The sequence below is a fragment of the Bariatricus sp. SGI.019 genome, assembly GCF_050315235.1.
GTDB lineage: Bacteria > Bacillota > Clostridia > Lachnospirales > Lachnospiraceae > JAFBIX01.
In genome coordinates, this window is sequence record NZ_JBNPOQ010000001.1 from 60,037 (window position 1) to 81,060 (window position 21,024).

The window sequence follows — 21,024 nt, forward strand, 5'->3', positions numbered from 1 at the left end:
TAGTTTTTCGATAAGTAGATTATTTAACGATAATGGGGACGTGGGATTTTCATTTTCCTCCGTCCCAGATTAAAATTGCAGTGTTCCTTTTTATTTGTTTTTGTATAGAAAAAAGCGAAGAAACCTAAATTTCTTCGCTTTATAAATCAACTATATCTATCTTACTTTTTTTCTAACTGTTAATGTAACAACAACTGCTGCACATAACATCATCAAAATTGCCCAGATTCCGATATTTGAATTATCGCCTGTTTGTACCGTTTTAGAAGTATTGGCTTTATCATTGGAATTTTTTGTTGTGTTTCCATTTGTGTTGGTATTATCTTTATTTCCGCTATTGCCATCTTCTTTATCAATAACCGTATCTTTTTCCCATACTGCTGTATACACTGCATTGTCGGTTACTGTCAGTTCAACTTTTGGATTCCATCCCTTAAATGTATAACCTTTACGAGTAGGTGTACCGTTAAATTCCGGTGTTGCTAACCCACTTAATACTTCTGTTTTCTGATCAGCGAATATTTCTTCGTCTTCTACGCCATCTGTATAGGTTACTGTATATTTAGGTTCCTGCGCATCGTCTATGCCATTGCCATTTTTATCCTCTGCCCATGTTGCAGCATATGTAGCATCTTTTGTTACCTTTTCTTCTACATCCGGATCCCAGCCAGTAAATATGTATCCCTCACGGGTCGTACTTCCACTAAATGCTGGTGTGTCTGCATCTTCATATTCTGTATATGTCTGATCTGCAAACACTTCTTCATCGTCCACGCCATCCGTATATGTTACAGTATAAGTAGGTATTTTTTCAAATTTTGCATACACATTATATGTCAAAGGGTATAAAACTGATTCTCCTACAGATAAAAGACGATTGAGCTGAATCATGTCATTATCAGGACTTGAAACATATGCTGTCTTCGCATTGTCTACAACCGTTCCATCTGAGCTACATGAACTTACTCTGTAAAACGTTCCGAGTCGACTTCCTCTAAAGCTTGTGCGCTGGGAATCATTTGGAGCTACTCCATTTCCAGCCAACCACATTTCACACGTCAATTCATAACTAAATCCAACAAATCTATACCCCTCATCAGCTACCGCTTGGTACTGTTTATATCCCAATAGTTGGCTAAACGTTTTATCATCATTTTCACCAATCTTATTTACCGTACCACCTTCTGTTGCATATATATTAATATGGCAAGATCCATCCACCGATGTATATGCCAGACCATCTACTGGTGTATATTCTTCGCTTCCTTCCGCAAATACTTCTCCTGGCACTAACATAACTGCAAGCAACATTACAGTGATAATGCTCATAATTTTCTTTCTCATACTCTTTTTCATACTCTTTATCCCCATATGTTAAATATTAATAAGATACTCTTTTATAATATCACAAATGAAATACAAATTCAACAAAAAGGAATCCTAATTATCTAGAATTCCTTTTTAGCCCATAATATTATACAAGTTCAATCAGAACTTCCATTGCTGCATCACCTTTACGCTGACCGATCTTTACGATTCTTGTGTAACCACCGTTACGGTTCTCGTATTTTGGTGCAATTTCGTCAAAGAGTTTTGCAACAAGATCAACTTCTTTTGTATTTTTCTTTCTTCCAGCTGGAGTTGTCGGAACTTCTTTTACTGGGTAAAGAACTTTCAACATCTCACGACGAGCGTGAAGTCTGCTTGGCATATCTTTCTTGATCTTCTTCTCAACTTCGTCATATACAGTAACTTTCTTACCGTCTACAACCTCTTTTACTCTCTTGCCATCTTTGTCCTTGCGGGCAACTTTAGCTTTTACAGTAACTTCTTCAAAGTTGTCTTTTTCTTTTACTGCCATTGCAATAAGGCCTTCAGCGATCTTGCGGATCTCTTTTGCCTTAGCTTCTGTAGTAACGATCTTGCCGTTGTTAAGCAATGCTGTTACCTGGTTTCTCAATAATGCTTTTCTCTGGCTTGATGTTCTGCCAAGTTTTCTATATTTTGCCATTTTTCAAATCCTCCATTAATAACACTTGGTTATGCTTCTTCGGGCTTACTAGCCAAATGCTTCACCACGCACTTCGGGCTTACTGGTGAAAATCATTTTGATGGAAGTCCTTCTTACTAAATCGCACTTCGCTTACACTCGCGCTCATTAAGTTCCGAAGGACAGAGTTCACACTAAACTCATGCTTCGCTTACAGCTTGCATTCGTTAAGTGTTCTACTCTTCGCCTCTGCTTAAGCTTAATCCTAATTCATCTAATTTTGCAAGTACTTCTTCCAAAGACTTACGTCCAAGGTTACGTACTTTCATCATATCTTCCGGTGTTCTGTTCGTAAGTTCTTCTACAGTATTAATTCCTGCTCTCTTCAGGCAGTTGTAAGAACGAACAGATAATTCTAATTCGTCAATACTCATTTCAAGAACTTTTTCTTTTTCATCATCTTCTTTTTCAATCATTACTTCAGCAGCCTGAGCCACTTCAGACAGGTCGATAAAGAGTTTCAGATGTTCGCTTAACACTTTTGCAGCCAGGCTGACTGCTTCATCCGGAAGCAGTGTACCATTAGTGTACACATCTAATGTCAACTTATCAAAGTCTGTAATCTGTCCAACACGTGTGTTTTCAACAGTGAGGTTCACACGTTCCACCGGGGTGTAAATAGAATCGATTGGAATTACTGCAATTGGTAATTCATCGTTTTTATTTTTATCAGAACTTACATACCCTCTGCCCTTTGTAATGGTGAGTTCCATGTATAATTTGCTGTCTGCCCCGCCGTTTAATGTTGCAATAACGGTCTCTGGATTCATGATCTCGATATCCTGATCCACCTGGATGTCCGCTGCCGTAACAACGCCTTCTCCTTCGAATTCAATATAAGCTGTCTTCGGTTCATCTGTCTCAGATGTATTCTTGATAGCCAAAGATTTCAAGTTCATGATAATCTCAGTAACATCTTCCTTAACACCCGGAATAGAACTGAACTCATGAAGAACACCATCAATCTTTACCTGGCTGATTGCAGCTCCTGGCAAAGATGAAAGCATAATTCTTCTAAGAGAGTTTCCTAATGTTGTACCATAACCTCTTTCCAGCGGTTCTACAACAAATCTTCCATACTTTTTATCTTCTGAAATCTCAGTTATTTCAATGTTGGGTTTATTAAAATCAAACACTAAGTCCACCTCCTGTGGTGTTACGGGTTATTATTTAGAATATAATTCGACGATTAACATCTCATCTACAGGAACATCAATTTCTTCACGTCTTGGAAGTTCTTTTACTGTTCCTTTCAGGTTCTCAAGATCAGCTTCTAACCATTCTGGAACCAGACGTCCGCCTGTAACCTCAACGATTTCTTTATATCTTGGTGAGCTCTTCTTAGATTCTTTGATTTCAATTACATCGCCTGCTTTGATCAGGTAAGATGGAATGTTGATCTGCTTTCCATTTACAAGAACATGCTTGTGATCAACGATCTGTCTAGCTTCACGTCTTGTTCTTGCAAGACCCAGACGGAATACTACGTTATCTAATCTGGATTCCAGCATTTTCATCAGGTTATCACCTGTCATACCACTCATACGCTGAGCTTTCTCAAAGTAGTTTCTGAAAGGTTTCTCTAATACACCATAGATAAATTTAGCTTTCTGTTTTTCACGTAACTGAAGACCATACTCGCTCATTTTTCTATTTGATCTTTTCAACTGTCTGTTAGACTTTTTATCAATTCCTAAATATACCGGATCCATACCAAGGGATCTGCATCTTTTAAGAACCGGAACTCTATTTACTGCCATGTTTTTGTTTTCCTCCTATTTAAATTCGGATAAATCAATCCGTCAACGTGAACTATTAATTGATAATTAGACTCTTCTGCGTTTCGGTGGACGGCAACCATTGTGTGGTACTGGAGTAACATCCTTAATGCTTGTTACATCGATTCCACATGCCTGAAGGGCACGGATTGCTGCTTCTCTACCTGAACCTGGTCCTTTAACCATTACGTCAACTGATTTCAAACCATGTACCAATGCTGCTTTAGCTGCTGTCTCAGCTGCCATCTGAGCTGCATAAGGGGTAGATTTCCTTGAACCTCTAAATCCCAGACCGCCTGCACTTGCCCATGAAAGAGCATTTCCCTGTGCATCTGTTAAAGTAACGATTGTGTTATTAAAAGATGACTGGATGTGAGCCTGTCCGTGTTCAACGTTTTTCTTGACACGTTTCTTTGTCACTTTCTTTGTAACTTTCTTTGCCATAATAAAACTAACCTACACTTTCTTTTTTTTGGTATGTTCGCTCAGCTAAGCTCATGCTATGCATTCGCTAAGATTCGCGAACGGCCTCGCACTAAATTCGAGCTGCATTTTTAACTTGCTCTCACTAAGTTGCTTTCAGCCTATTTCTTCTTATTTGCTACTGTTCTCTTAGGACCTTTTCTTGTTCTTGCATTTGTCTTAGTCTTCTGACCACGAACCGGAAGTCCTTTTCTGTGACGGATTCCTCTATAGCATCCGATCTCCTGCAATCTCTTGATGTTCAGAGCGATCTCTCTACGAAGATCACCTTCTACTACCTGAGTCTCATCAATTACTGCACTAATTTTCTTTACATCTTCGTCTGTAAGATCTCTACAGCGAATATCAGGATCAACTCCTGCCTGTGCTAAAATACGGGTTGCACTCGGTCTACCGATTCCGTAGATATAAGTTAATCCGATCTCAACACGTTTGTCTCTTGGTAAATCTACACCTGCTATACGAGCCATGTGAATTTCCTCCATTTTCTTTTTGATTTTTTTACATCGACTTTAATAGGGGTTCTGCCTTAGCATTACCCAGGCATGTTCGGTATCCATGCCCTTTCCGGCCACCGTATGAACGGTAATGACGGGCCGGCATTAGAAGCAATATACGAGGAAAAGCACCGGCTACAGGTGTTCCTTGTATATCAAATAGTCTACACACCTCCTGGCGTGTCTACTATCAGCCGCCTAATTTGTTCATAAACATAAGAATGTTCGATTTGCTCTGCTCATCGAACGGCCTTCTCACTGAGTGTTCAGTGCCTATCCCTGTCTTTGTTTATGCTTCGGATTTTCGCAGATAATGCGAATGCTTCCTTTTCTTTTAATAACTTTACATTTTTCGCAAATTGGTTTTACTGATGATCTAACCTTCACGGGGGATCCTCCTTTCATCCATTGCTATGTCTATAGTTCTCTCACATCCTGAATGCTTAAAAATACGCATCAATATTAAAGCACCCAAAAACGTGCTTATATAGTATAACACTTGTTGTCAAACAAAGTCAATAGATAATTTTATATTATTTATCTCTCCAGATAATTCTTCCCTTTGAGAGGTCATATGGAGATAATTCCAATGTTACCTTATCGCCAGGTAAGATTTTGATAAAGTTCATTCTCAGCTTTCCACTGATATGTGCAAGTACCTGATGGCCATTCTCTAACTCAACCTGGAACATTGCGTTCGGTAATTTTTCTACTACAGTTCCTTCAATTTCAATAACGTCAGCTTTTGACATGTTTTATTCCTCCTGATTTTTTCCTTCTTTATTCCATTCCTTAAGTATCCGTTTGATTGCTACGTCATCAATTGCGGTGACATCATATTTTTTGCAAATAATCTGAACATGTTTTTTCTTTTTTCTTTTTAACTTATCTAATGTTCTAATTCTGCCATCCGCTAAATATACATATGTGTCGTCAATGTCCATTATAACATAAACCTTACCGGTGTCATGACCCGCTTTTGATTTTGCAAGCATTCCTGTCTGATATCTGTCCATAACTGCGTCTCCTAGCTGTCTTGGGTCAAGGTTAAAAGTATCGGTTCATCTTTGGTAATTAATACCGTGTTTTCATAATGCGCTGAAAGTGAGCGGTCTCTGGATACAACAGTCCAGTCGTCATCTAACCAGTCAACCTCCCAGGTTCCTATGTTAATCATCGGTTCAATTGCCAAAGTCATTCCGGCTTTCAGCTTTACACCTTTTCTGTTCATCTTATAATTCGGTATTTCAGGAGCTTCATGCAACGCAGTCCCAATTCCATGTCCGCACAGATCACGAACGACTCCATAACCACGCTCCTGCGCATAATTGCCAATTGCTGCCGAAATGTCAAATAAATAATTGCCTTCTTTTGCGTATTTTATACCTTCAAAGAAGCATTCTCTGGTTATTCTAATCAGATCTTCTGCTTCCTTGCTGATTGTTCCGATGCCGTGAGTTCTCGCGGCATCGGAATGATATCCTTTGTAAATGACTCCGGCATCCAGGCTGACAATATCACCTTCACGAATAATTCGATGCTTGTCAGGAATTCCATGAACCACTTCCTCATTCACAGATACACAGATAGATGCTGGATATCCATTATAATTAAGAAATGATGGAATACAACCGTAACTGCGGATGATTTCTTCACCCAGACGATCGATATCCTTGGTACTCATTCCTGGTCGCAGAGCCTTTCCTAATTCGTTATGAACAATTTCCAATATACGTCCGGCTTCAGTCATTAATTCAATTTCTCTGGACGATTTGATTGTGATTGGCATGTTCTTATTCTCCTAAAATATCTACAATTGCCTGGAATACATCATTAATATCAATCGTTCCATCAACAGTTTTCAAAATTCCGGCATTTGTATAGTAATCAATCAATGGCTGTGTCTGCTCATGATATACTCCAAGACGTTTTTTTACAGTCTCTGGTTTATCATCATCTCTGAGAATCAGCTCTTTGCCACAGACATCACAGACTCCTTCTACTTTTGTTGGTGCATATTCCAAATGATATGTAGCTCCACATCCAACACAAGCACGTCTTCCGCCCATGCGACGGACAATATTCTCATCTGGAACATCTACATCAATTGCATAATCAACTTTCTGTCCCAGTTCAGTGAGCGCTTTATCAAGTGCTTCTGCCTGTGGGATTGTTCTCGGAAATCCGTCAAGAACATATCCATTCTTACAATCTTCCTGATTCACACGATCTACGACCAGATCTACAACCAGTTCATCTGGAACTAAAAGTCCCTGATCCATGTAAGTTTTTGCCTTTTTCCCCAACTCAGTACCATTTTTAATGTTCGCTCTAAAGATGTCACCAGTTGAAATGTGAGGAATGTCGTACTTTGCTGCAATTTTCTTTGCCTGAGTTCCCTTGCCCGCACCAGGGGCACCTAACATAATAATTTTCATATGGGTGTTCCTCCTTTATAGTATTTTAACCCGCGAAAAAAATTCCGCGAGTCAAAATCATTCGTTCATTAACTATTCAAAAATCCTTTATAATTGCGAACAAGTGTCTGTGATTCGATTTGTTTCATAGTTTCCAGAATAACACTGACAATAATGATCAACGATGTACCTCCGAACGATACACTTGCTCCCAGCCATCCATTGAAGAAAATCGGGATAATCTGTATAACTACAAGACCACATGCTCCAATAAATATAATATAATTCAATATCTTGGTCAGATATTCAACCGTTGGTTTTCCCGGACGAATACCTGGAATAAAGCCGCCATTTTTCTTCATATTATTTGCAATCTCTAACGGATTAAATGTAATGGACGTATAGAAATATGCAAAAAAAACAGTCAGAATAATGTATACAATTAATCCCCAAGTATATCTCAAATGCTCTGGATTACACCAGTTGCCCTGATTCATTCCTCGTAAAATCTCGCTGCCAATTCCAGTCCCATTTCCTTTGCCCATGAATGAAGCAATTACGATCGGGAACTGCATTAATGAGGATGCAAAGATAATAGGAATTACACCAGCAGTATTTACTTTCAAAGGAATGTTGCTGGACTGTCCACCATAAGTTTTTCTACCAACAACTTTCTGAGAATACTGTACCGCAATCCTTCTTTCACCATCCTGAAGAATAACGACAAATACGACAAGAGCTACGATGATTGCAACGATAACAAGGACTGCAAGTCCTGCAGATGCAATCGGTTTTTCCTTAACGAATTGCTCAAACAGTGAATTCATATCACTAGGTATACGTGAGATAATATTAATTACAAGCACGATGGAAATACCATTTCCTACGCCCTTTTCTGTAATTCTCTCACCGATCCACATCAAGAATGCAGATCCTGCTGTAAGTGTCAGAACTACAATTGCAGCATTTACAAAATTGTATTCTTTCAATAATCCCTGACGTCCGAATCCGACTGCCATGGCAGTAGACTCAAACAGAGCAAGTCCTACTGTCAGATAACGAGTGATAGCTACAATCTTCTTTCTTCCATCTTCTCCTTCTTTTTGCATTTCTTCAAGTTTTGGAATTGCAATTGTAAGAAGCTGCATGATAATGGAAGATGTAATGTACGGCGTAATACTCAGAGCAAATATAGACATCTGCTCAAAAGAGCCACCGGTGAAAGCGTTAAACAAATTAAACGCTTCACCAGTGTTCTGTGCAAAAAATTCCTTAATATAATCGGCATTCACGCCCGGTGTCGGCAACTGTGATCCGATTCTTATCACGATTAACATTAAAAACGTATATCCGATTTTCTTGCGAATATCCTTAATTTGAAATGCCTTTCGGAATGTTTCTAACATTAGATCACCTCTGCTTTTCCACCTAAAGCCTCAATCTTTTCTACTGCGCCTGCACTAAATGCATTTGCCTGTACTGTAAGTTTCTTTGTAAGTTCGCCATTTCCAAGAATCTTAACACCATCTCTTGGATTCTTAACGATACCCTGTTCGATCAGAGTCTCTACAGAAACAACAGCATCATTATCAAATACCTCAAGAGCGCTTACATTAATACCAACGATTGTCTTAGAGTTTCTGTTCGTGAAACCTCTCTTTGGTATTCTTCTATATAATGGCATCTGACCACCTTCGAAACCTGGTCTTGTTGCTCCAGAACGAGCTTTCTGACCTTTGTGTCCCTTACCAGCTGTCTTACCATTTCCAGAACCGTGTCCACGTCCTCTTCTGAAATTATCACTCTGTTTTGCTCCATCAGCAGGTCTTAAGTTTGATAAATCCATTGTGACACCTCCTTATCCGAATTATTACTTATGCTTCTTCTACTTTTACCAGGTGTTGAACCTGCTTAATCATACCTCTTGTTGCTGCATTATCCGGCAGTTCAACTGTCTTGTTTACTTTTCTTAAGCCTAATGCTTCAACAGTCTTCTTATGCTTTGGTACAGCACCAATTGTAGATTTTACTAATGTAACTTTTAAGTTTGCCATCTTCATCTACCTCCTTAGCCTAAGATCTCTTCAACAGATTTACCGCGAAGCTTAGCAACCTCTTCCGGAGTCTTTACCTGACGTAATCCATCGATCGTAGCCAGAACAACATTCTGTTTGTTGTTAGAACCAAGAGATTTTGTACGGATATTCTTGATTCCTGCCATCTCGATTACGGCACGTGCCGGACCACCGGCGATAACTCCAGTACCTTCTGGAGCTTTCTTAAGTAATACGGAAGCTCCTCCGAATTTACCGATAAAATCATGTGTAATACTTTCATTTTCATCTAATGCTACAGAGATGAGGTTTTTAGCTGCATCTTCTTTTCCTTTGCGGATTGCTTCCGGAATTTCTGTAGCTTTTCCTAAACCTGCACCAACATGGCCATTTCCGTCGCCAACAACTACTAAAGCTGTGAATCTCATATTACGGCCACCTTTAACAACTTTGGTTACACGTTTAATTGATACTACTTTTTCATTTAATTCTAACTGACTAGCATCAATACGTTCTTGTTTCATGTGTGCTCCTCCTTCTAGAAATTCAACCCAGCTTCTCTAGCTGCGTCTGCTAATGCCTGAATCTTGCCCTGGTAAATAAATCCGCCTCTATCGAAGACAACGTCTTTAATACCTTTTTCCAACGCTTTCTCAGCAATTACTTTACCAAGATATGCTGCTGCTTCAACGTTGTTTGTTTTCTCTAAGTTTGCTTTCACATCTTTCTGAAGAGTGGATGCGGAAACCAGGGTATTGTGAGCTGTATCATCAATGATCTGAGCATACATATGATTGTTACTTCTAAATACCGCTAGACGTGGGCACTCAGCAGTACCGCTCAAACGGTTACGTAATTTTCTGTGTTTGTTAACACGAACGACACTTCTTGATTTTTTGCTAACCATTTTTACACTCTCCTTTCTTATTTCTTACCTGTCTTGCCGACTTTACGTCTGATTACTTCATCAGCATACTTAATACCTTTGCCCTTATATGGCTCAGGTCTTCTCTTATCTCTGATCTCAGCTGCATACTGACCTACTTTTTCTTTGCTGATACCTTTTACGATAATCTTGTTCTGTCCTTCTACAACAGTCTCAAGACCTTCTGGATCAACCATTTCTACTGGATGAGAATATCCAAGGTTCAGTGTCAGTTTGTTTCCAGACTTTGCTGCTCTATATCCAACACCGTTAACTTCCAGAACTTTTTCATATCCGTTCGTTACACCAACAACCATGTTGTTGATCAGTGTTCTTGTAAGACCATGTAAGGATTTCATTTTCTTTAAATCGTTTGGTCTTGTTACAACTACTTCTTCACCTTCTACTTTGATTTCCATCTCTGTAGGAAGTTCTCTTACGAGTGTTCCCTTTGGACCTTTTACAGTCACTACATTATTCTCTGCAATTTCAACAGTTACGCCTGCTGGGATTGCTACTGGCAGTCTTCCTATACGTGACATTGCCTTATCCTCCTTAACTTAAATTTTCGGAATGGGTCACACCCACTCTGTTTTCAGTTACATTGAGCACTTGGTGAGGTATTCTCGAACCTAGTGCGAAAGTACACCTCGTCCACTTGGTGAGGTTCTCTTGAACCTAGTGTCGATGGTGTTTCCTTAGTCATTTGTTACCAAATATAGCAAAGAACTTCTCCACCTACGCCAAGTTTTCTTGCTTCTTTGTCTGTGATTACGCCTTGGTTTGTGGAAATGATTGCTGTTCCAAGTCCGCCAAATACCTTTGGTACATTAGCGCTACTAGCGTATACACGAAGTCCAGGTTTAGAGATTCTCTTAAGACCTGTAATAACTTTTTCATTCTTGTCTGCGCCATATTTTAATGTAATATGGATTGTTTTAAATACTCCATCTTCAATGATGTCATATTTCTCGATATATCCTTCATCCAATAAGATATTAGCAATAGCAAGCTTCATCTTAGAAGATGGTACATCTACTGTATCATGTTTAGCAGTATTTGCATTACGAATTCTTGTAAGCATATCTGCGATTGGATCGCTCATAGTCATGAATTGTTTTCCTCCTTTTCTAAGTGTTCAGGGCCTACCAACTAGATTTTTTAACTCCAGGGATCTGTCCTTTATATGCCAATTCGCGGAAGCAAACACGGCAGATACCATATTTTCTCAAATATGCATGTGGACGTCCACAGATTCTGCAGCGATTGTATTCTCTGGTAGAGAATTTCTGGTTACGCTGCTGTTTAACTTTCATTGCTGTCTTAGCCATAATTTACCTCCTTATTTTGTAAATGGCATGTTGAACTGTTTCAACAATTCACGCGCCTCTTCATCTGTTTTAGCGGTTGTAACGAAGATGATATCCATACCTCTTACCTTATCAACCTTATCATATTCGATCTCAGGGAAGATCAACTGCTCTTTGATTCCAAGAGCATAGTTTCCTCTTCCGTCAAATGCGTTAGGGTTTACACCTCTAAAGTCACGTACACGAGGAAGTGCAAGGTTGATCAGACGATCAACGAACTCATACATCTTTTCTCCTCTTAAGGTAACTTTACATCCAATTGCCATTCCTTCTCTGATCTTGAAGTTAGCAACTGATTTTTTTGCTCTACAGATAACAGCTTTCTGTCCTGTGATCTTCTCAAGATCAGCTACTGCTGAATCTAAAAGTTTTGCGTTATCTTTTGCTTCGCCAACACCCATGTTGATTACAACTTTATCGAGTTTTGGCACTTCCATAATATTTTTATAACCGAACTTCTTATTCATTGCATCAATGATTTCGTTCTGGTATTGTTCTTTCAGTCTACTCAAAGCTTATGGCCCTCCTTCCTCAGATTAATCAATAACTTCGCCTGTTGATTTAGCGTAACGAACCTTCTTATCTCCGTCCATTTTGATGCCCACTCTTGTTGCTTTTCCCTTGTGAACATACATTACATTAGAAGCATCGATAGGTCCTTCCTGATGAACGATTCCACCATTCTGGTTATTCATACTTGGTTTTGTGTGCTTTGTCAACATGTTGACACCTTCAACAACAACCTTACCAGCTTTCTGGTTTACAGCAATAACTTTGCCTTCTTTGTCTTTATCTTTACCAGCGATAACCTTAACAGTGTCGCCTTTTTTGATTTTTAACATTGACATCTTGCGCACCTCCTTATAGTACTTCCGGAGCCAGGGAAACAATTCTCATGAACTGTTTGTCACGGAGCTCTCTTGCTACTGGTCCAAAAATACGGGTTCCTCTTGGTGTCTTATCATCTTTTATAATTACAGCAGCATTTTCGTCGAAACGGATATAAGAACCATCTTTACGACGAGTACTATTTACAGTACGAACAACTACAGCTTTTACTACATCGCCTTTTTTAACAACGCCGCCTGGTGTTGCATCTTTAACAGTCGCAATGATCACATCACCGATACTTGCATATCTTCTTGTTGAACCGCCCATAACACGAATACACAGTAATTCTTTTGCACCTGTGTTGTCTGCTACTTTCAGTCTGCTTTCTTGCTGTATCATGCAGGTTTCCCTCCTTATACTATTTCACTTTTTCCATAACTTCAACAAGTCTCCATCTCTTATCCTTAGAGAGTGGTCTTGTTTCCATAACTTTTACTTTGTCGCCGATGTTGCACTCGTTATTCTCATCATGTGCTTTCAACTTGTAAGTTCTCTTTACGATTTTTTTGTAAAGTGGATGCTTTACATGATCTTCAACTGCAACAACTATGGTCTTATCCATTTTATTACTGATAACCTTACCCACACGGGTTTTTCTAAGATTTCTTTCCACAGTCTATACTCCTTTCAGCATGAAATGAAGTTCTATTTGCCACTTTTTTCCGTAATCACTGTCTGGATTCTGGCAATATTTCTTCTTACTTCTTTGATTCTGCTTGTATTATCTAACTGATTTGTTGCGTTCTGGAATCTTAAGTTAAAAAGTTCCTTTTTAGCAGCTACTAATTCTTCGTTCAGCTCTGCAGCTGATTTTGTCTTTAAATCTTCTACAAATGCATTAATTTTCACTGTTATCACCGCCTTCTAAGTCTGCGCGAGAAACTACTTTACATTTACATGGCAGCTTGTGTGTTGCCAGACGAAGTGCTTCTCTTGCAACTTCTTCTGATACGCCAGCGATCTCGAACATTACGCGACCCGGCTTAACAACTGCTACCCAGTATTCTAAGGTTCCTTTTCCAGAACCCATACGTGTTTCAGCTGGTTTCGTAGTTACAGGTTTATCTGGGAATATTTTGATCCAAACTTTACCACCACGTTTGATATAACGTGTCATAGCGATACGGGCAGCTTCGATCTGGTTTGAACGGATCCAGCAAGGTTCCATTGCAACGATACCATATTCACCATTTGTAATCTTGTTTCCGCGAAGTGCTTTACCCTTCATGGAACCACGGAATTGTTTACGACGTTTTACTCTTTTTGGCATTAACATGATTATCTATCTCCTTCCTTTGCTGCTTTTTCCGGAAGAACTTCGCCCTTGTAAATCCATACCTTAACACCAACTTTTCCATAAGTTGTGTCAGCTTCAGCGAATCCGTAGTCGATATCTGCTCTCAGTGTCTGAAGAGGAATTGTTCCTTCACTGTAGAACTCTGTACGAGCCATATCTGCTCCGCCAAGACGTCCTGACACAGATGTCTTAACACCAAGTGCTCCGGCTTTCATTGTTCTTGACATACAAGATTTCATTGCACGTCTGAAAGAGATACGGTTCTCAAGCTGTAATGCGATGTTTTCTGCTACTAACTGAGCATCTTTATCCGGTCTCTTGATTTCCTTAATATCAACGATTAATTTCTTATTAGTAAACTGTGCTAATTCACCTTTTACTTTTTCGATTTCTGCTCCACCTTTACCGATTACTACACCAGGTTTTGCTGTATAAATAATGATTTTTACGCGGTCAGATGCTCTTTCGATCTCAATCTTAGAAACACCGGCGCTGTATAATCTCTTCTTAAGATACGTTCTGATTTCATGGTCTTCTACTAAGTAGTCTGCAAAATCTTTTTCTGCATACCATCTAGAGTCCCAGTCTTTGATAACACCGACTCTTAAGCCATGAGGATTAACTTTCTGTCCCATGATTGCCCTCCTTATCTTTCATCAAGCACAAGTGTAATGTGGCTCATTCTCTTCTCGATTCTGTAAGCTCTTCCCTGTGCTCTAGGTCTGATTCTCTTCATTGTTGGTCCTTTGTTTGCATAAGCCTCTGCAATATAAAGATTCTCAACATTCATACCGTTGTTGTTTTCAGCATTTGCAATTGCTGACTCCAATAATTTCTTTATTAAACTAGAAGCATATCTTGGATTGTAAGTTAAAATACCAAGTGCTGTTGTTACATCCTTACCTCTGATGGCATCTAATACGTAGCATGCTTTCTGAACAGAAACTCTTGCATAAGATAACTTAGCAGAAGGTCTTGTATCTTTGTTAGCATTTCTCTCTCTCTTGATTTGGGATCTATGTCCTTTTGCCATGGATGAACCCTCCTTTCACAATGTAATTATCTAACTTTTGATTTCTTTTCGTCTTTTCCATGTCCTCTGTATGTTCTGGTTGCCACGAACTCTCCGAGTTTGTGTCCAACCATATCTTCTGTTACATATACAGGTACATGTTTTCTTCCGTCATGAACGGCAATTGTATGTCCAACCATGCTTGGGAAGATTGTAGAACGACGAGACCATGTCTTAATTACGGACTTGTCTCCAGAAGCGTTCATAGCATCAACCTTCTTGAGCAGGCTTGCGTCTGCGAATGGTCCTTTTTTAATTGAACGTGCCATAGGTTATAACCTCCTTAATTATTTAATAGCTTTACCATCTCTTCTTCTTACAATCATCTTGTTAGAAGCTTTATTTTTCTTTCTTGTCTTAAGACCAAGTGCTGGTTTACCCCAAGGTGTACACGGACCCGGACGACCGATTCCTGTCTTACCTTCACCACCACCATGCGGATGGTCATTCGGGTTCATAACAGAACCACGAACTGTAGGTCTGATACCCATGTGACGTTTACGTCCTGCTTTACCAATGTTGATCAGGTTGTGATCCCCATTTCCTACAACTCCAACAGATGCACGGCACTCGATTGGTACCATTCTCATCTCTCCTGATGGAAGTCGAAGTGTTGCATATTTTCCTTCTTTTGCCATTAACTGTGCGCTGTTACCTGCTGAACGAACCAGCTGTCCGCCCTTTCCAGGATGAAGCTCAATGTTGTGTACCTGAGTACCTACAGGAATCTCAGAAAGTGGAAGACAGTTACCGATCAATACTTCTGCTTCTGGTCCATTCATAACTTTCCAGCCTACCTGTAACCCTGCTGGTGCAAGGATATATGCTTTTTCACCATCTTCATAGCAGATAAGAGCGATATTAGCTGTTCTGTTTGGATCGTACTCGATGCCAAGAACTGTAGCAGCAATTCCGTCTTTTCTTCTCTTGAAGTCGATTACTCTATATTTCTTCTTAGCTCCGCCTCCGCGGTGTCTAACTGTAATTTTACCTTGATTATTACGTCCTGCCTGTCTGCTCTTTGGAGCTAACAGAGATTTTTCTGGAGTTGTCTTTGTGATTTCTGAGAAATCAGATCCAGTCATCTGTCTTCTGGAAGGCGTATATGGGCGATATGTTTTAATTCCCATGATTGCTTCTCCTTTCAAATTCTAATTATTAATATCACGGATTTGCACCGTATGATTGTTCGGATGTATTCGCTTCGCAAGGTTCAAAAAAACCTCGCCAAACCCACCGAACGGGATCCGACTAAGCTTCAGCAAGTCTTATAATCCCTCGAAGATCTCGATATCTGCGCTGTCTTCTGTTAACTGAACGATAGCCTTCTTTGTATTGGCTGTCTTTCCAAACTGCATAGTTCCACGAACTCTTTTTTTCTTACCTTCACAGTTCATTGTGTTAACACTTTTCACTTTTGTACCGTTGAACATCTTTTCAACAGCTTCTTTTACCTGAGACTTTGTTGCTTCTGGGTGTACCAAGAAAGTATATTTCTTTTCTCCCATAAGTTCCATACTCTTTTCTGTTACAACTGGTTTAAGGATTACATCATAATACTGAACGTTTGCCATTATGCGTACACCTCCTCGATATTAGCAACAGCAGCTTTCGTTGCGATTACTGTGTTGTATTTTAAGATATCGTACACATTGATCGTATTAGTCTTTGCAGTCTTAACATCAGCAATGTTTCTTGCAGAGATCTCTGCATTTGTATTGCCATCTTCTAATACTACTAATGCTTTAGATACATCTAAGTTCTTCAGAATGTTTGCGAAATTCTTTGTCTTGATCTCATCAAATTTGATTTCGTCAACAACGATGAATTTGTTTTCTTCTACTTTTGCTGTAAGAGCTGATTTAAGAGCCGCTCTTTTCTCTTTCTTATTCATCTTGAATGAATAATCTCTCGGTACCGGAGCAAACACTACTCCACCGCCTGTCCACTGCGGAGCTCTTGTAGAACCCTGTCTAGCATGACCTGTTCCTTTTTGTCTCCATGGTTTTCTTCCGCCACCAGAAACTTCAGAACGTGTTTTTGCTTTCTGTGTTCCCTGACGTTTATTTGCAAGCTGGTTAACAACAGCCATGTGTACCAGATGTTCATTTACTTCAACACCGAATACAGCATCGCTTAAATCGATTGTTCCAACTTCTTTACCTTCGATATTATAAACGGATACGTTTGCCATCTTAAGTCTTCCTCCTTCCTTCGCCAAAGCTTAGTTAGCCTTTACTGCTTCTTTGATAGTTACTAAAGATTTCTTTGGTCCTGGTACAGAACCCTTAACCAAAAGCAAGTTATTCTCAGCATCTACGCGTACGACTTCAAGATTCTGGATCGTAATCTTCTTACTTCCCATGTGTCCCGGCATCTTTTTGCCCTTGAATACTTTACTCGGATCAGAAGCAGCTCCGTTAGAACCTGCATGACGATGGAACTTAGAACCGTGTGTCATTGGTCCTCTATGCTGATTATGTCTCTTGATTGCGCCCTGGAATCCTTTTCCTTTAGAAATTGCAGTAGCATCAATCTTATCTCCCGCCTCAAAAATATCAACCTTGATTTCCTGAGCCAGTTCATATTCAGAAGCATTTTCAAATTTAAATTCTCTCACGAATCTCTTACCAGAAACACCAGCTTTTGCAAAATGTCCCTGTTCAGCTTTTGTCACACCGTGACGATGAACGATTTCTTTCTTACTGCTCTTGTCTTTGTTAACAATTTTGTCTTTCTTGTCAACGAATCCAACCTGAACCGCATCGTAACCATCATTTTCAACAGTTTTGATCTGTGTTACAACACAAGGACCAGCCTGAAGTACAGTTACCGGTGTTAATGTTCCGTCTTCGTTGAAGATCTGAGTCATTCCGACTTTTGTAGCTAAGATAGCTTTCTTCATTATAATTACCTCCTGTGATTTACAGCGGAACGCCGCTTGGACGTTCATCCTAAATTTTAGGAATTACTGCGTTCTACTTATTTTTCATTTTGATATCAATGTAAACACCAGCTGGCATCTCTAATCTAGACAATGCGTCAACAGTCTTCTGTGTTGGTGCAATGATATCGATAAGTCTCTTATGAGTTCTCTGTTCGAACTGTTCTCTGGAATCTTTGTATTTGTGAACCGCTCTTAAGATTGTAACTACTTCTTTCTTAGTTGGAAGTGGTACCGGTCCACTCACCTGTGATCCATTCTTTTTTACAGTTTCGATGATTTTTTTTGCGGATGCATCTACCAACTGATGATCATACGCTTTCAAAGTGATTCTCATTACTTGACTTGCCATAAAAAAAGTCGCCTCCTTTTCGTACTTTTAACTTCAGTACGACAAGCGGTGACTGTACACTCTCCCGTGTGTGTCGTGAGAACCTCACACGTTGTTACCACATCTCAGTGGCTGTTATAGTTTCGTACAGTGACTTGTCGCCAGTTTCCTAACTTGACATTCGCTCCACGGAAAACCTGCCATATCAGGCAGCAACCTCACGCTTCACAGCTATCATGTCACAGCTCTCTTAGTATATCGAATGAATCCATATTTTGCAAGCCTTTTCTTGGATTTATTGTATTTTTTTTAATACAATTCATCTTATTGGTTCTTCTGGCTCTTTAATTCATCTGCAATATACTTATCAGCGCAAAACTTCCTTATTATAATAGGATAAAATTATTTTTTTGTCAAACCAGCCGGCAGTCACATATGCATTTTTCTGCTTTCCTCCTTTACATTCCACTTGCATTCATGTAATTATGTCCTTTCCTTATGCAATTTTTATGTATTTCATTGACTTTTTGCATAAAAATTGGTAGAATTATAGCATGAACAGATGGTATATAATTTAACAAATATTTTCATATCGGGGTGCTTATATTTCATATTATATACTAAGATTTCTGTTTCTATTTTTTTACTTTTAAACAATCTGGAGGGATGAAAAAATGGATGTTATTATGATTTTACGTATCGTGCTGATTATCTTTGTTATCGCATCTGGCGCATATTTTATCAAAGATTTGCTTGCACACAAGGAAGATTTCCAAGGTGGACACTGGGTTCCATTGGCAATCATCGGATGCATCACAAACTTACTTGACACATGGGGAATTGGTTCTTATGCAACTACACAGGCTGGTTTCAAATTCACAAAGTCCAGCCCAGACGAAACAATTCCAGGTACGCTGAATGTTGGTGATACTTTCCCTGTTACATTGGAAGCACTTCTGTTCTTCAGCTTTGTAGATATTGATCCTCTTACTCTGGTACTTATGCTTGCTGCATCTGTTGTTGGTGCTTTAGTTGGAGCTGGTATCGTATGTAAATGGAATCTTAAGATGGTTCGTTTAGGTCTTGGTGTTGGTCTTCTTATCCTTGCAATCGTTCTTGCTTGTAAGAATGCAGGAATTGGACCATTCGGTGTAAGTGGTGAAGCTCTTGGTCTTACAGGTATTAAGTTAGTAATTGGTGTTGTTGTTAACTTCTTCCTGGGAGCACTTATGATGATCGGTGTTGGTTTGTATGCTCCTTGTATGGCTCTTTGTGCAGCACTCGGAATGAATATCGGAACTGCTTTCCCAATCATGATGGGATCTTGTGCATTCCTTATGAATGCTGCATGCTTCAAGTTCATCAAAGAAGGTAAGTATGATAGAAAAGCAGCTCTTTGCCTTGCATTGTTCGGATGTGTTGGTGTATTTATCGCTTACAAAGTAGCTTGCTTCTTCTCACTGAAGACATTAACATACATCATTTGTGTAGTTATGATTTACACATCTATTATGTTCTTTAGAGATGCCAACAAGACAGAGGCTTAATCTATATTGAAAATTACATATTGACAACCAAAGGCGGTATTCCTTATATGGAACCGCCTTTTTATTTTATCCCCATTCCATTATATTATACAAATGTTCGTTATATTATTGACATTATTTATATTTTCATGTAAACTACTAATAAGAGATGACCAAGGCCGGTTTCCAATCAGGATACCGGTCTTTTTTGTTTCTGCAATTCATATATTATTTTAAGGAGGATGAGAGATATGAGTGTAGCACATATTTTAATCTTAGTTCTTTGGATACTGACAATTGGTTTTGGTGTTTATTATGTAAAAGACATATTTAAACACAAAGAAGATTTCAAGGAGGTTAAATACGTACCAACTATTATTATTGGTGTGTTAGCTAACTTCTTCGATACTCTTGGTATCGGGAGTTATGCAACTTCAACAACAGCTTTCAAGTTTACAAAGAGTTGTCCTGACGATCTTATCCCTGGTACTTTAAATGTTGCATATGCTATACCAGTTGTTGTGGAAGCTACTGTTTTTATCCAGAAGGTAACAGTTGATCCTTTGACACTTGTTTTGATGATTGGAGCATCTATCTTGGGAGCAGTTATCGGAGCGTCAATTGTATCAAAATGGGATCTTAAGAAAGTACGTATTGCTTTAGGATGCGCATTGATTGCACTGGCTATTGTAATGGTCTGCAAGCTTCTTGGAGTAGGACCTTTTGGTATCATCGGAACTGCAAGTGGATTGACAGGTGTCAAGCTTGTAATTGGCGTACTTGTAAACTTTGTTCTCGGAGCTTTAATGATCGTTGGTCTTGGTCTGTATGCACCTTGTATGGCATTATGTCTGCTTCTTGGATTAAGTGCAGATATTGCTTTCCCAATTATGATGGGTTCTTGTGCTTTCCTGATGCCTTCAGCTGGTATTAAATTTGTAAAAGAAGGAAAATATAATCGTGCAAGTTCTTTAGTACTTACTATTACTGGTGTCATTGGTGTATTGATTGCATGCTTTGTAATCACATCACTTCCACTTACTGTTTTAACATGGGTCGTTACAGTCGTTATGGTTGTATGTGCTTGTATCTTCTTTAAAGATGCATCAAAAGCTTAGCATATTTTGATATATATTCACCATGTTGCATAAAAATAGTTTTTTCTATTGACACTCAAAAATAAAAATGCTATATTTAAAACAACTTAAATGCAAGATAACCAATGGCGGTTTTCCTGACAGGGAAACTGCCTTTTTTGAAAAATCATATGCATTAAGTCAACAACAATTTTGGTTGTTATTGCAGTTGATCCGTTGCCGATCGTTTTCCCCAAGAACGTTCTTGCATCGGTGAACTCCAATTAAATATATACATCCTCTTTATGAGGAG

The 21,024-nt window shown here is 39.1% G+C and carries 35 protein-coding genes; 2 read left to right on the top strand and 33 right to left on the bottom strand.

Annotation, left to right across the window (positions count from 1 at the left end; genetic code table 11):
- Positions 1-156 precede the first annotated feature (156 nt).
- The 33 genes from ACQRD1_RS00290 to rpsJ all read right to left on the bottom strand — a co-directional run bounded on the left by ACQRD1_RS00290 (position 157) and on the right by rpsJ (position 18,130).
- Positions 157-1,356, bottom strand: a complete 1,200-nt coding sequence (locus ACQRD1_RS00290) for an InlB B-repeat-containing protein (protein WP_427786766.1) — start codon at positions 1,354-1,356, stop codon at positions 157-159.
- Positions 1,357-1,474: 118 nt separating this feature from the next.
- Entirely contained in the window at positions 1,475-2,011 is a 537-nt protein-coding gene (locus tag ACQRD1_RS00295) for a bL17 family ribosomal protein (protein WP_235233728.1), read from the bottom strand.
- Positions 2,012-2,226: 215 nt separating this feature from the next.
- Positions 2,227-3,186 (bottom strand): DNA-directed RNA polymerase subunit alpha, encoded by a 960-nt coding sequence (locus tag ACQRD1_RS00300; RefSeq protein ID WP_235233727.1) that lies wholly within the window; start codon positions 3,184-3,186, stop codon positions 2,227-2,229.
- 30 nt (positions 3,187-3,216) lie between these two features.
- Entirely contained in the window at positions 3,217-3,810 is a 594-nt protein-coding gene (gene rpsD, locus ACQRD1_RS00305; RefSeq protein ID WP_347375744.1) for a 30S ribosomal protein S4, read from the bottom strand.
- Between the two features lie 66 nt (positions 3,811-3,876).
- Complete coding sequence (gene rpsK / locus ACQRD1_RS00310; RefSeq protein ID WP_049729986.1) at positions 3,877-4,272, bottom strand: 30S ribosomal protein S11; 396 nt, start codon at positions 4,270-4,272, stop codon at positions 3,877-3,879.
- Between the two features lie 140 nt (positions 4,273-4,412).
- Positions 4,413-4,781, bottom strand: a complete 369-nt coding sequence (gene rpsM, locus ACQRD1_RS00315; RefSeq protein ID WP_235233722.1) for a 30S ribosomal protein S13 — start codon at positions 4,779-4,781, stop codon at positions 4,413-4,415.
- 300 nt (positions 4,782-5,081) lie between these two features.
- Positions 5,082-5,195, bottom strand: a complete 114-nt coding sequence (gene rpmJ / locus ACQRD1_RS00320) for a 50S ribosomal protein L36 (protein WP_003022746.1) — start codon at positions 5,193-5,195, stop codon at positions 5,082-5,084.
- 146 nt (positions 5,196-5,341) lie between these two features.
- Positions 5,342-5,560, bottom strand: coding sequence for a translation initiation factor IF-1 (gene infA, locus ACQRD1_RS00325; RefSeq protein ID WP_004607275.1), 219 nt, complete (start codon positions 5,558-5,560; stop codon positions 5,342-5,344).
- A 3-nt stretch (positions 5,561-5,563) separates the two neighbouring features.
- Complete coding sequence (locus ACQRD1_RS00330) at positions 5,564-5,824, bottom strand: KOW domain-containing RNA-binding protein (protein WP_235233721.1); 261 nt, start codon at positions 5,822-5,824, stop codon at positions 5,564-5,566.
- An 11-nt stretch (positions 5,825-5,835) separates the two neighbouring features.
- On the bottom strand, positions 5,836-6,597 hold the full coding sequence (map, locus tag ACQRD1_RS00335; RefSeq protein ID WP_235233720.1) for a type I methionyl aminopeptidase: 762 nt from the start codon (positions 6,595-6,597) through the stop codon (positions 5,836-5,838).
- Between the two features lie 4 nt (positions 6,598-6,601).
- Positions 6,602-7,246 carry an adenylate kinase gene (locus ACQRD1_RS00340; protein WP_235233719.1) on the bottom strand — a complete coding sequence of 215 codons (645 nt, stop codon included), beginning with the start codon at positions 7,244-7,246 and terminating at the stop codon, positions 6,602-6,604.
- A 68-nt stretch (positions 7,247-7,314) separates the two neighbouring features.
- Positions 7,315-8,631, bottom strand: coding sequence for a preprotein translocase subunit SecY (gene secY / locus ACQRD1_RS00345; RefSeq protein ID WP_427786767.1), 1,317 nt, complete (start codon positions 8,629-8,631; stop codon positions 7,315-7,317).
- The gene (rplO, locus tag ACQRD1_RS00350; protein WP_235233713.1) at positions 8,631-9,071 is read right to left on the bottom strand and encodes a 50S ribosomal protein L15; all 441 of its coding nucleotides are present in this window, start codon (positions 9,069-9,071) and stop codon (positions 8,631-8,633) included. Before rplO ends, secY begins: the two co-directional genes overlap by 1 nt.
- A gap of 28 nt (positions 9,072-9,099) precedes the next feature.
- Complete coding sequence (rpmD, locus tag ACQRD1_RS00355) at positions 9,100-9,279, bottom strand: 50S ribosomal protein L30 (protein ID WP_235233711.1); 180 nt, start codon at positions 9,277-9,279, stop codon at positions 9,100-9,102.
- A 14-nt stretch (positions 9,280-9,293) separates the two neighbouring features.
- Positions 9,294-9,803 carry a 30S ribosomal protein S5 gene (rpsE, locus tag ACQRD1_RS00360; protein WP_235233710.1) on the bottom strand — a complete coding sequence of 170 codons (510 nt, stop codon included), beginning with the start codon at positions 9,801-9,803 and terminating at the stop codon, positions 9,294-9,296.
- A 14-nt stretch (positions 9,804-9,817) separates the two neighbouring features.
- Positions 9,818-10,186, bottom strand: a complete 369-nt coding sequence (gene rplR / locus ACQRD1_RS00365) for a 50S ribosomal protein L18 (RefSeq protein ID WP_235233708.1) — start codon at positions 10,184-10,186, stop codon at positions 9,818-9,820.
- Positions 10,187-10,203: 17 nt separating this feature from the next.
- On the bottom strand, positions 10,204-10,746 hold the full coding sequence (gene rplF / locus ACQRD1_RS00370; protein ID WP_235233707.1) for a 50S ribosomal protein L6: 543 nt from the start codon (positions 10,744-10,746) through the stop codon (positions 10,204-10,206).
- A 167-nt stretch (positions 10,747-10,913) separates the two neighbouring features.
- Positions 10,914-11,315 (bottom strand): 30S ribosomal protein S8, encoded by a 402-nt coding sequence (rpsH, locus tag ACQRD1_RS00375; protein WP_235233706.1) that lies wholly within the window; start codon positions 11,313-11,315, stop codon positions 10,914-10,916.
- Positions 11,316-11,349: 34 nt separating this feature from the next.
- Positions 11,350-11,535, bottom strand: coding sequence for a type Z 30S ribosomal protein S14 (locus tag ACQRD1_RS00380; RefSeq protein ID WP_235233705.1), 186 nt, complete (start codon positions 11,533-11,535; stop codon positions 11,350-11,352).
- Between the two features lie 11 nt (positions 11,536-11,546).
- Positions 11,547-12,086, bottom strand: a complete 540-nt coding sequence (gene rplE, locus ACQRD1_RS00385; RefSeq protein WP_235233704.1) for a 50S ribosomal protein L5 — start codon at positions 12,084-12,086, stop codon at positions 11,547-11,549.
- 24 nt (positions 12,087-12,110) lie between these two features.
- Entirely contained in the window at positions 12,111-12,422 is a 312-nt protein-coding gene (gene rplX, locus ACQRD1_RS00390) for a 50S ribosomal protein L24 (RefSeq protein ID WP_235233703.1), read from the bottom strand.
- A gap of 13 nt (positions 12,423-12,435) precedes the next feature.
- Positions 12,436-12,804, bottom strand: coding sequence for a 50S ribosomal protein L14 (gene rplN / locus ACQRD1_RS00395; RefSeq protein WP_235233701.1), 369 nt, complete (start codon positions 12,802-12,804; stop codon positions 12,436-12,438).
- Positions 12,805-12,823: 19 nt separating this feature from the next.
- Positions 12,824-13,078, bottom strand: a complete 255-nt coding sequence (gene rpsQ / locus ACQRD1_RS00400) for a 30S ribosomal protein S17 (RefSeq protein WP_328282620.1) — start codon at positions 13,076-13,078, stop codon at positions 12,824-12,826.
- Positions 13,079-13,110: 32 nt separating this feature from the next.
- Positions 13,111-13,314 carry a 50S ribosomal protein L29 gene (gene rpmC / locus ACQRD1_RS00405; RefSeq protein ID WP_235233699.1) on the bottom strand — a complete coding sequence of 68 codons (204 nt, stop codon included), beginning with the start codon at positions 13,312-13,314 and terminating at the stop codon, positions 13,111-13,113.
- The gene (rplP, locus tag ACQRD1_RS00410; RefSeq protein ID WP_006445002.1) at positions 13,304-13,741 is read right to left on the bottom strand and encodes a 50S ribosomal protein L16; all 438 of its coding nucleotides are present in this window, start codon (positions 13,739-13,741) and stop codon (positions 13,304-13,306) included. The genes rpmC and rplP overlap by 11 nt, the downstream gene beginning before the upstream one ends.
- 2 nt (positions 13,742-13,743) lie before the next feature.
- Positions 13,744-14,397, bottom strand: a complete 654-nt coding sequence (rpsC, locus tag ACQRD1_RS00415) for a 30S ribosomal protein S3 (RefSeq protein WP_235233698.1) — start codon at positions 14,395-14,397, stop codon at positions 13,744-13,746.
- An 11-nt stretch (positions 14,398-14,408) separates the two neighbouring features.
- The gene (gene rplV / locus ACQRD1_RS00420; RefSeq protein ID WP_235233696.1) at positions 14,409-14,795 is read right to left on the bottom strand and encodes a 50S ribosomal protein L22; all 387 of its coding nucleotides are present in this window, start codon (positions 14,793-14,795) and stop codon (positions 14,409-14,411) included.
- A 26-nt stretch (positions 14,796-14,821) separates the two neighbouring features.
- The gene (gene rpsS, locus ACQRD1_RS00425) at positions 14,822-15,103 is read right to left on the bottom strand and encodes a 30S ribosomal protein S19 (protein ID WP_004607295.1); all 282 of its coding nucleotides are present in this window, start codon (positions 15,101-15,103) and stop codon (positions 14,822-14,824) included.
- 18 nt (positions 15,104-15,121) lie between these two features.
- A complete protein-coding gene (gene rplB, locus ACQRD1_RS00430; RefSeq protein WP_235233694.1) occupies positions 15,122-15,964 on the bottom strand; it encodes a 50S ribosomal protein L2 in 843 nt (280 codons plus the stop codon).
- Positions 15,965-16,102: 138 nt separating this feature from the next.
- Positions 16,103-16,408 (bottom strand): 50S ribosomal protein L23, encoded by a 306-nt coding sequence (gene rplW / locus ACQRD1_RS00435; RefSeq protein ID WP_235233693.1) that lies wholly within the window; start codon positions 16,406-16,408, stop codon positions 16,103-16,105.
- Positions 16,408-17,028, bottom strand: a complete 621-nt coding sequence (gene rplD, locus ACQRD1_RS00440; RefSeq protein WP_235233692.1) for a 50S ribosomal protein L4 — start codon at positions 17,026-17,028, stop codon at positions 16,408-16,410. Before rplD ends, rplW begins: the two co-directional genes overlap by 1 nt.
- A 30-nt stretch (positions 17,029-17,058) precedes the next feature.
- The gene (gene rplC / locus ACQRD1_RS00445) at positions 17,059-17,739 is read right to left on the bottom strand and encodes a 50S ribosomal protein L3 (protein WP_427786768.1); all 681 of its coding nucleotides are present in this window, start codon (positions 17,737-17,739) and stop codon (positions 17,059-17,061) included.
- A 73-nt stretch (positions 17,740-17,812) separates the two neighbouring features.
- On the bottom strand, positions 17,813-18,130 hold the full coding sequence (rpsJ, locus tag ACQRD1_RS00450) for a 30S ribosomal protein S10 (RefSeq protein WP_117603130.1): 318 nt from the start codon (positions 18,128-18,130) through the stop codon (positions 17,813-17,815).
- A 653-nt stretch (positions 18,131-18,783) separates the two neighbouring features.
- Here rpsJ and ACQRD1_RS00455 point away from each other — a divergent pair.
- Both ACQRD1_RS00455 and ACQRD1_RS00460 read left to right on the top strand, forming a co-directional pair.
- On the top strand, positions 18,784-19,656 hold the full coding sequence (locus tag ACQRD1_RS00455; protein WP_235233690.1) for a permease: 873 nt from the start codon (positions 18,784-18,786) through the stop codon (positions 19,654-19,656).
- A gap of 230 nt (positions 19,657-19,886) precedes the next feature.
- A complete protein-coding gene (locus ACQRD1_RS00460; protein ID WP_235232228.1) occupies positions 19,887-20,753 on the top strand; it encodes a TSUP family transporter in 867 nt (288 codons plus the stop codon).
- Positions 20,754-21,024 lie beyond the last annotated feature (271 nt).

What these genes read in the sequence shown, in the direction of transcription:
- rplO (WP_235233713.1), bottom strand. Translation starts at nt 9,071, where the DNA reads ATGGATTTATCAAACTTAAGACCTGCTGATGGAGCAAAACAGAGTGAT.
- secY (WP_427786767.1), bottom strand. Translation starts at nt 8,631, where the DNA reads ATGTTAGAAACATTCCGAAAGGCATTTCAAATTAAGGATATTCGCAAG.
- rplX (WP_235233703.1), bottom strand. Translation starts at nt 12,422, where the DNA reads ATGTCAATGTTAAAAATCAAAAAAGGCGACACTGTTAAGGTTATCGCT.
- rpmD (WP_235233711.1), bottom strand. Translation starts at nt 9,279, where the DNA reads ATGGCAAACTTAAAAGTTACATTAGTAAAATCTACAATTGGTGCTGTA.
- rplB (WP_235233694.1), bottom strand. Translation starts at nt 15,964, where the DNA reads ATGGGAATTAAAACATATCGCCCATATACGCCTTCCAGAAGACAGATG.
- ACQRD1_RS00340 (WP_235233719.1), bottom strand. Translation starts at nt 7,246, where the DNA reads ATGAAAATTATTATGTTAGGTGCCCCTGGTGCGGGCAAGGGAACTCAG.
- rplP (WP_006445002.1), bottom strand. Translation starts at nt 13,741, where the DNA reads ATGTTAATGCCAAAAAGAGTAAAACGTCGTAAACAATTCCGTGGTTCC.
- rpsH (WP_235233706.1), bottom strand. Translation starts at nt 11,315, where the DNA reads ATGACTATGAGCGATCCAATCGCAGATATGCTTACAAGAATTCGTAAT.
- ACQRD1_RS00460 (WP_235232228.1), top strand. Translation starts at nt 19,887, where the DNA reads ATGAGTGTAGCACATATTTTAATCTTAGTTCTTTGGATACTGACAATT.
- rplW (WP_235233693.1), bottom strand. Translation starts at nt 16,408, where the DNA reads ATGGCAAACGTTCAGTATTATGATGTAATCCTTAAACCAGTTGTAACA.
- ACQRD1_RS00380 (WP_235233705.1), bottom strand. Translation starts at nt 11,535, where the DNA reads ATGGCTAAGACAGCAATGAAAGTTAAACAGCAGCGTAACCAGAAATTC.
- ACQRD1_RS00295 (WP_235233728.1), bottom strand. Translation starts at nt 2,011, where the DNA reads ATGGCAAAATATAGAAAACTTGGCAGAACATCAAGCCAGAGAAAAGCA.
- rplF (WP_235233707.1), bottom strand. Translation starts at nt 10,746, where the DNA reads ATGTCACGTATAGGAAGACTGCCAGTAGCAATCCCAGCAGGCGTAACT.
- ACQRD1_RS00290 (WP_427786766.1), bottom strand. Translation starts at nt 1,356, where the DNA reads ATGAAAAAGAGTATGAGAAAGAAAATTATGAGCATTATCACTGTAATG.
- infA (WP_004607275.1), bottom strand. Translation starts at nt 5,560, where the DNA reads ATGTCAAAAGCTGACGTTATTGAAATTGAAGGAACTGTAGTAGAAAAA.
- rpsC (WP_235233698.1), bottom strand. Translation starts at nt 14,397, where the DNA reads ATGGGACAGAAAGTTAATCCTCATGGCTTAAGAGTCGGTGTTATCAAA.
- rpsE (WP_235233710.1), bottom strand. Translation starts at nt 9,803, where the DNA reads ATGAAACAAGAACGTATTGATGCTAGTCAGTTAGAATTAAATGAAAAA.
- map (WP_235233720.1), bottom strand. Translation starts at nt 6,597, where the DNA reads ATGCCAATCACAATCAAATCGTCCAGAGAAATTGAATTAATGACTGAA.
- rplD (WP_235233692.1), bottom strand. Translation starts at nt 17,028, where the DNA reads ATGGCAAACGTATCCGTTTATAATATCGAAGGTAAAGAAGTTGGAACA.
- ACQRD1_RS00455 (WP_235233690.1), top strand. Translation starts at nt 18,784, where the DNA reads ATGGATGTTATTATGATTTTACGTATCGTGCTGATTATCTTTGTTATC.
- rpsM (WP_235233722.1), bottom strand. Translation starts at nt 4,781, where the DNA reads ATGGCTCGTATAGCAGGTGTAGATTTACCAAGAGACAAACGTGTTGAG.
- rplC (WP_427786768.1), bottom strand. Translation starts at nt 17,739, where the DNA reads ATGAAGAAAGCTATCTTAGCTACAAAAGTCGGAATGACTCAGATCTTC.
- ACQRD1_RS00330 (WP_235233721.1), bottom strand. Translation starts at nt 5,824, where the DNA reads ATGGACAGATATCAGACAGGAATGCTTGCAAAATCAAAAGCGGGTCAT.
- rplN (WP_235233701.1), bottom strand. Translation starts at nt 12,804, where the DNA reads ATGATACAGCAAGAAAGCAGACTGAAAGTAGCAGACAACACAGGTGCA.
- rplR (WP_235233708.1), bottom strand. Translation starts at nt 10,186, where the DNA reads ATGGTTAGCAAAAAATCAAGAAGTGTCGTTCGTGTTAACAAACACAGA.
- rpsK (WP_049729986.1), bottom strand. Translation starts at nt 4,272, where the DNA reads ATGGCAAAGAAAGTTACAAAGAAAGTGACAAAGAAACGTGTCAAGAAA.
- rpsS (WP_004607295.1), bottom strand. Translation starts at nt 15,103, where the DNA reads ATGGCACGTTCAATTAAAAAAGGACCATTCGCAGACGCAAGCCTGCTC.
- rplV (WP_235233696.1), bottom strand. Translation starts at nt 14,795, where the DNA reads ATGGCAAAAGGACATAGATCCCAAATCAAGAGAGAGAGAAATGCTAAC.
- rpsD (WP_347375744.1), bottom strand. Translation starts at nt 3,810, where the DNA reads ATGGCAGTAAATAGAGTTCCGGTTCTTAAAAGATGCAGATCCCTTGGT.
- rpsJ (WP_117603130.1), bottom strand. Translation starts at nt 18,130, where the DNA reads ATGGCAAGTCAAGTAATGAGAATCACTTTGAAAGCGTATGATCATCAG.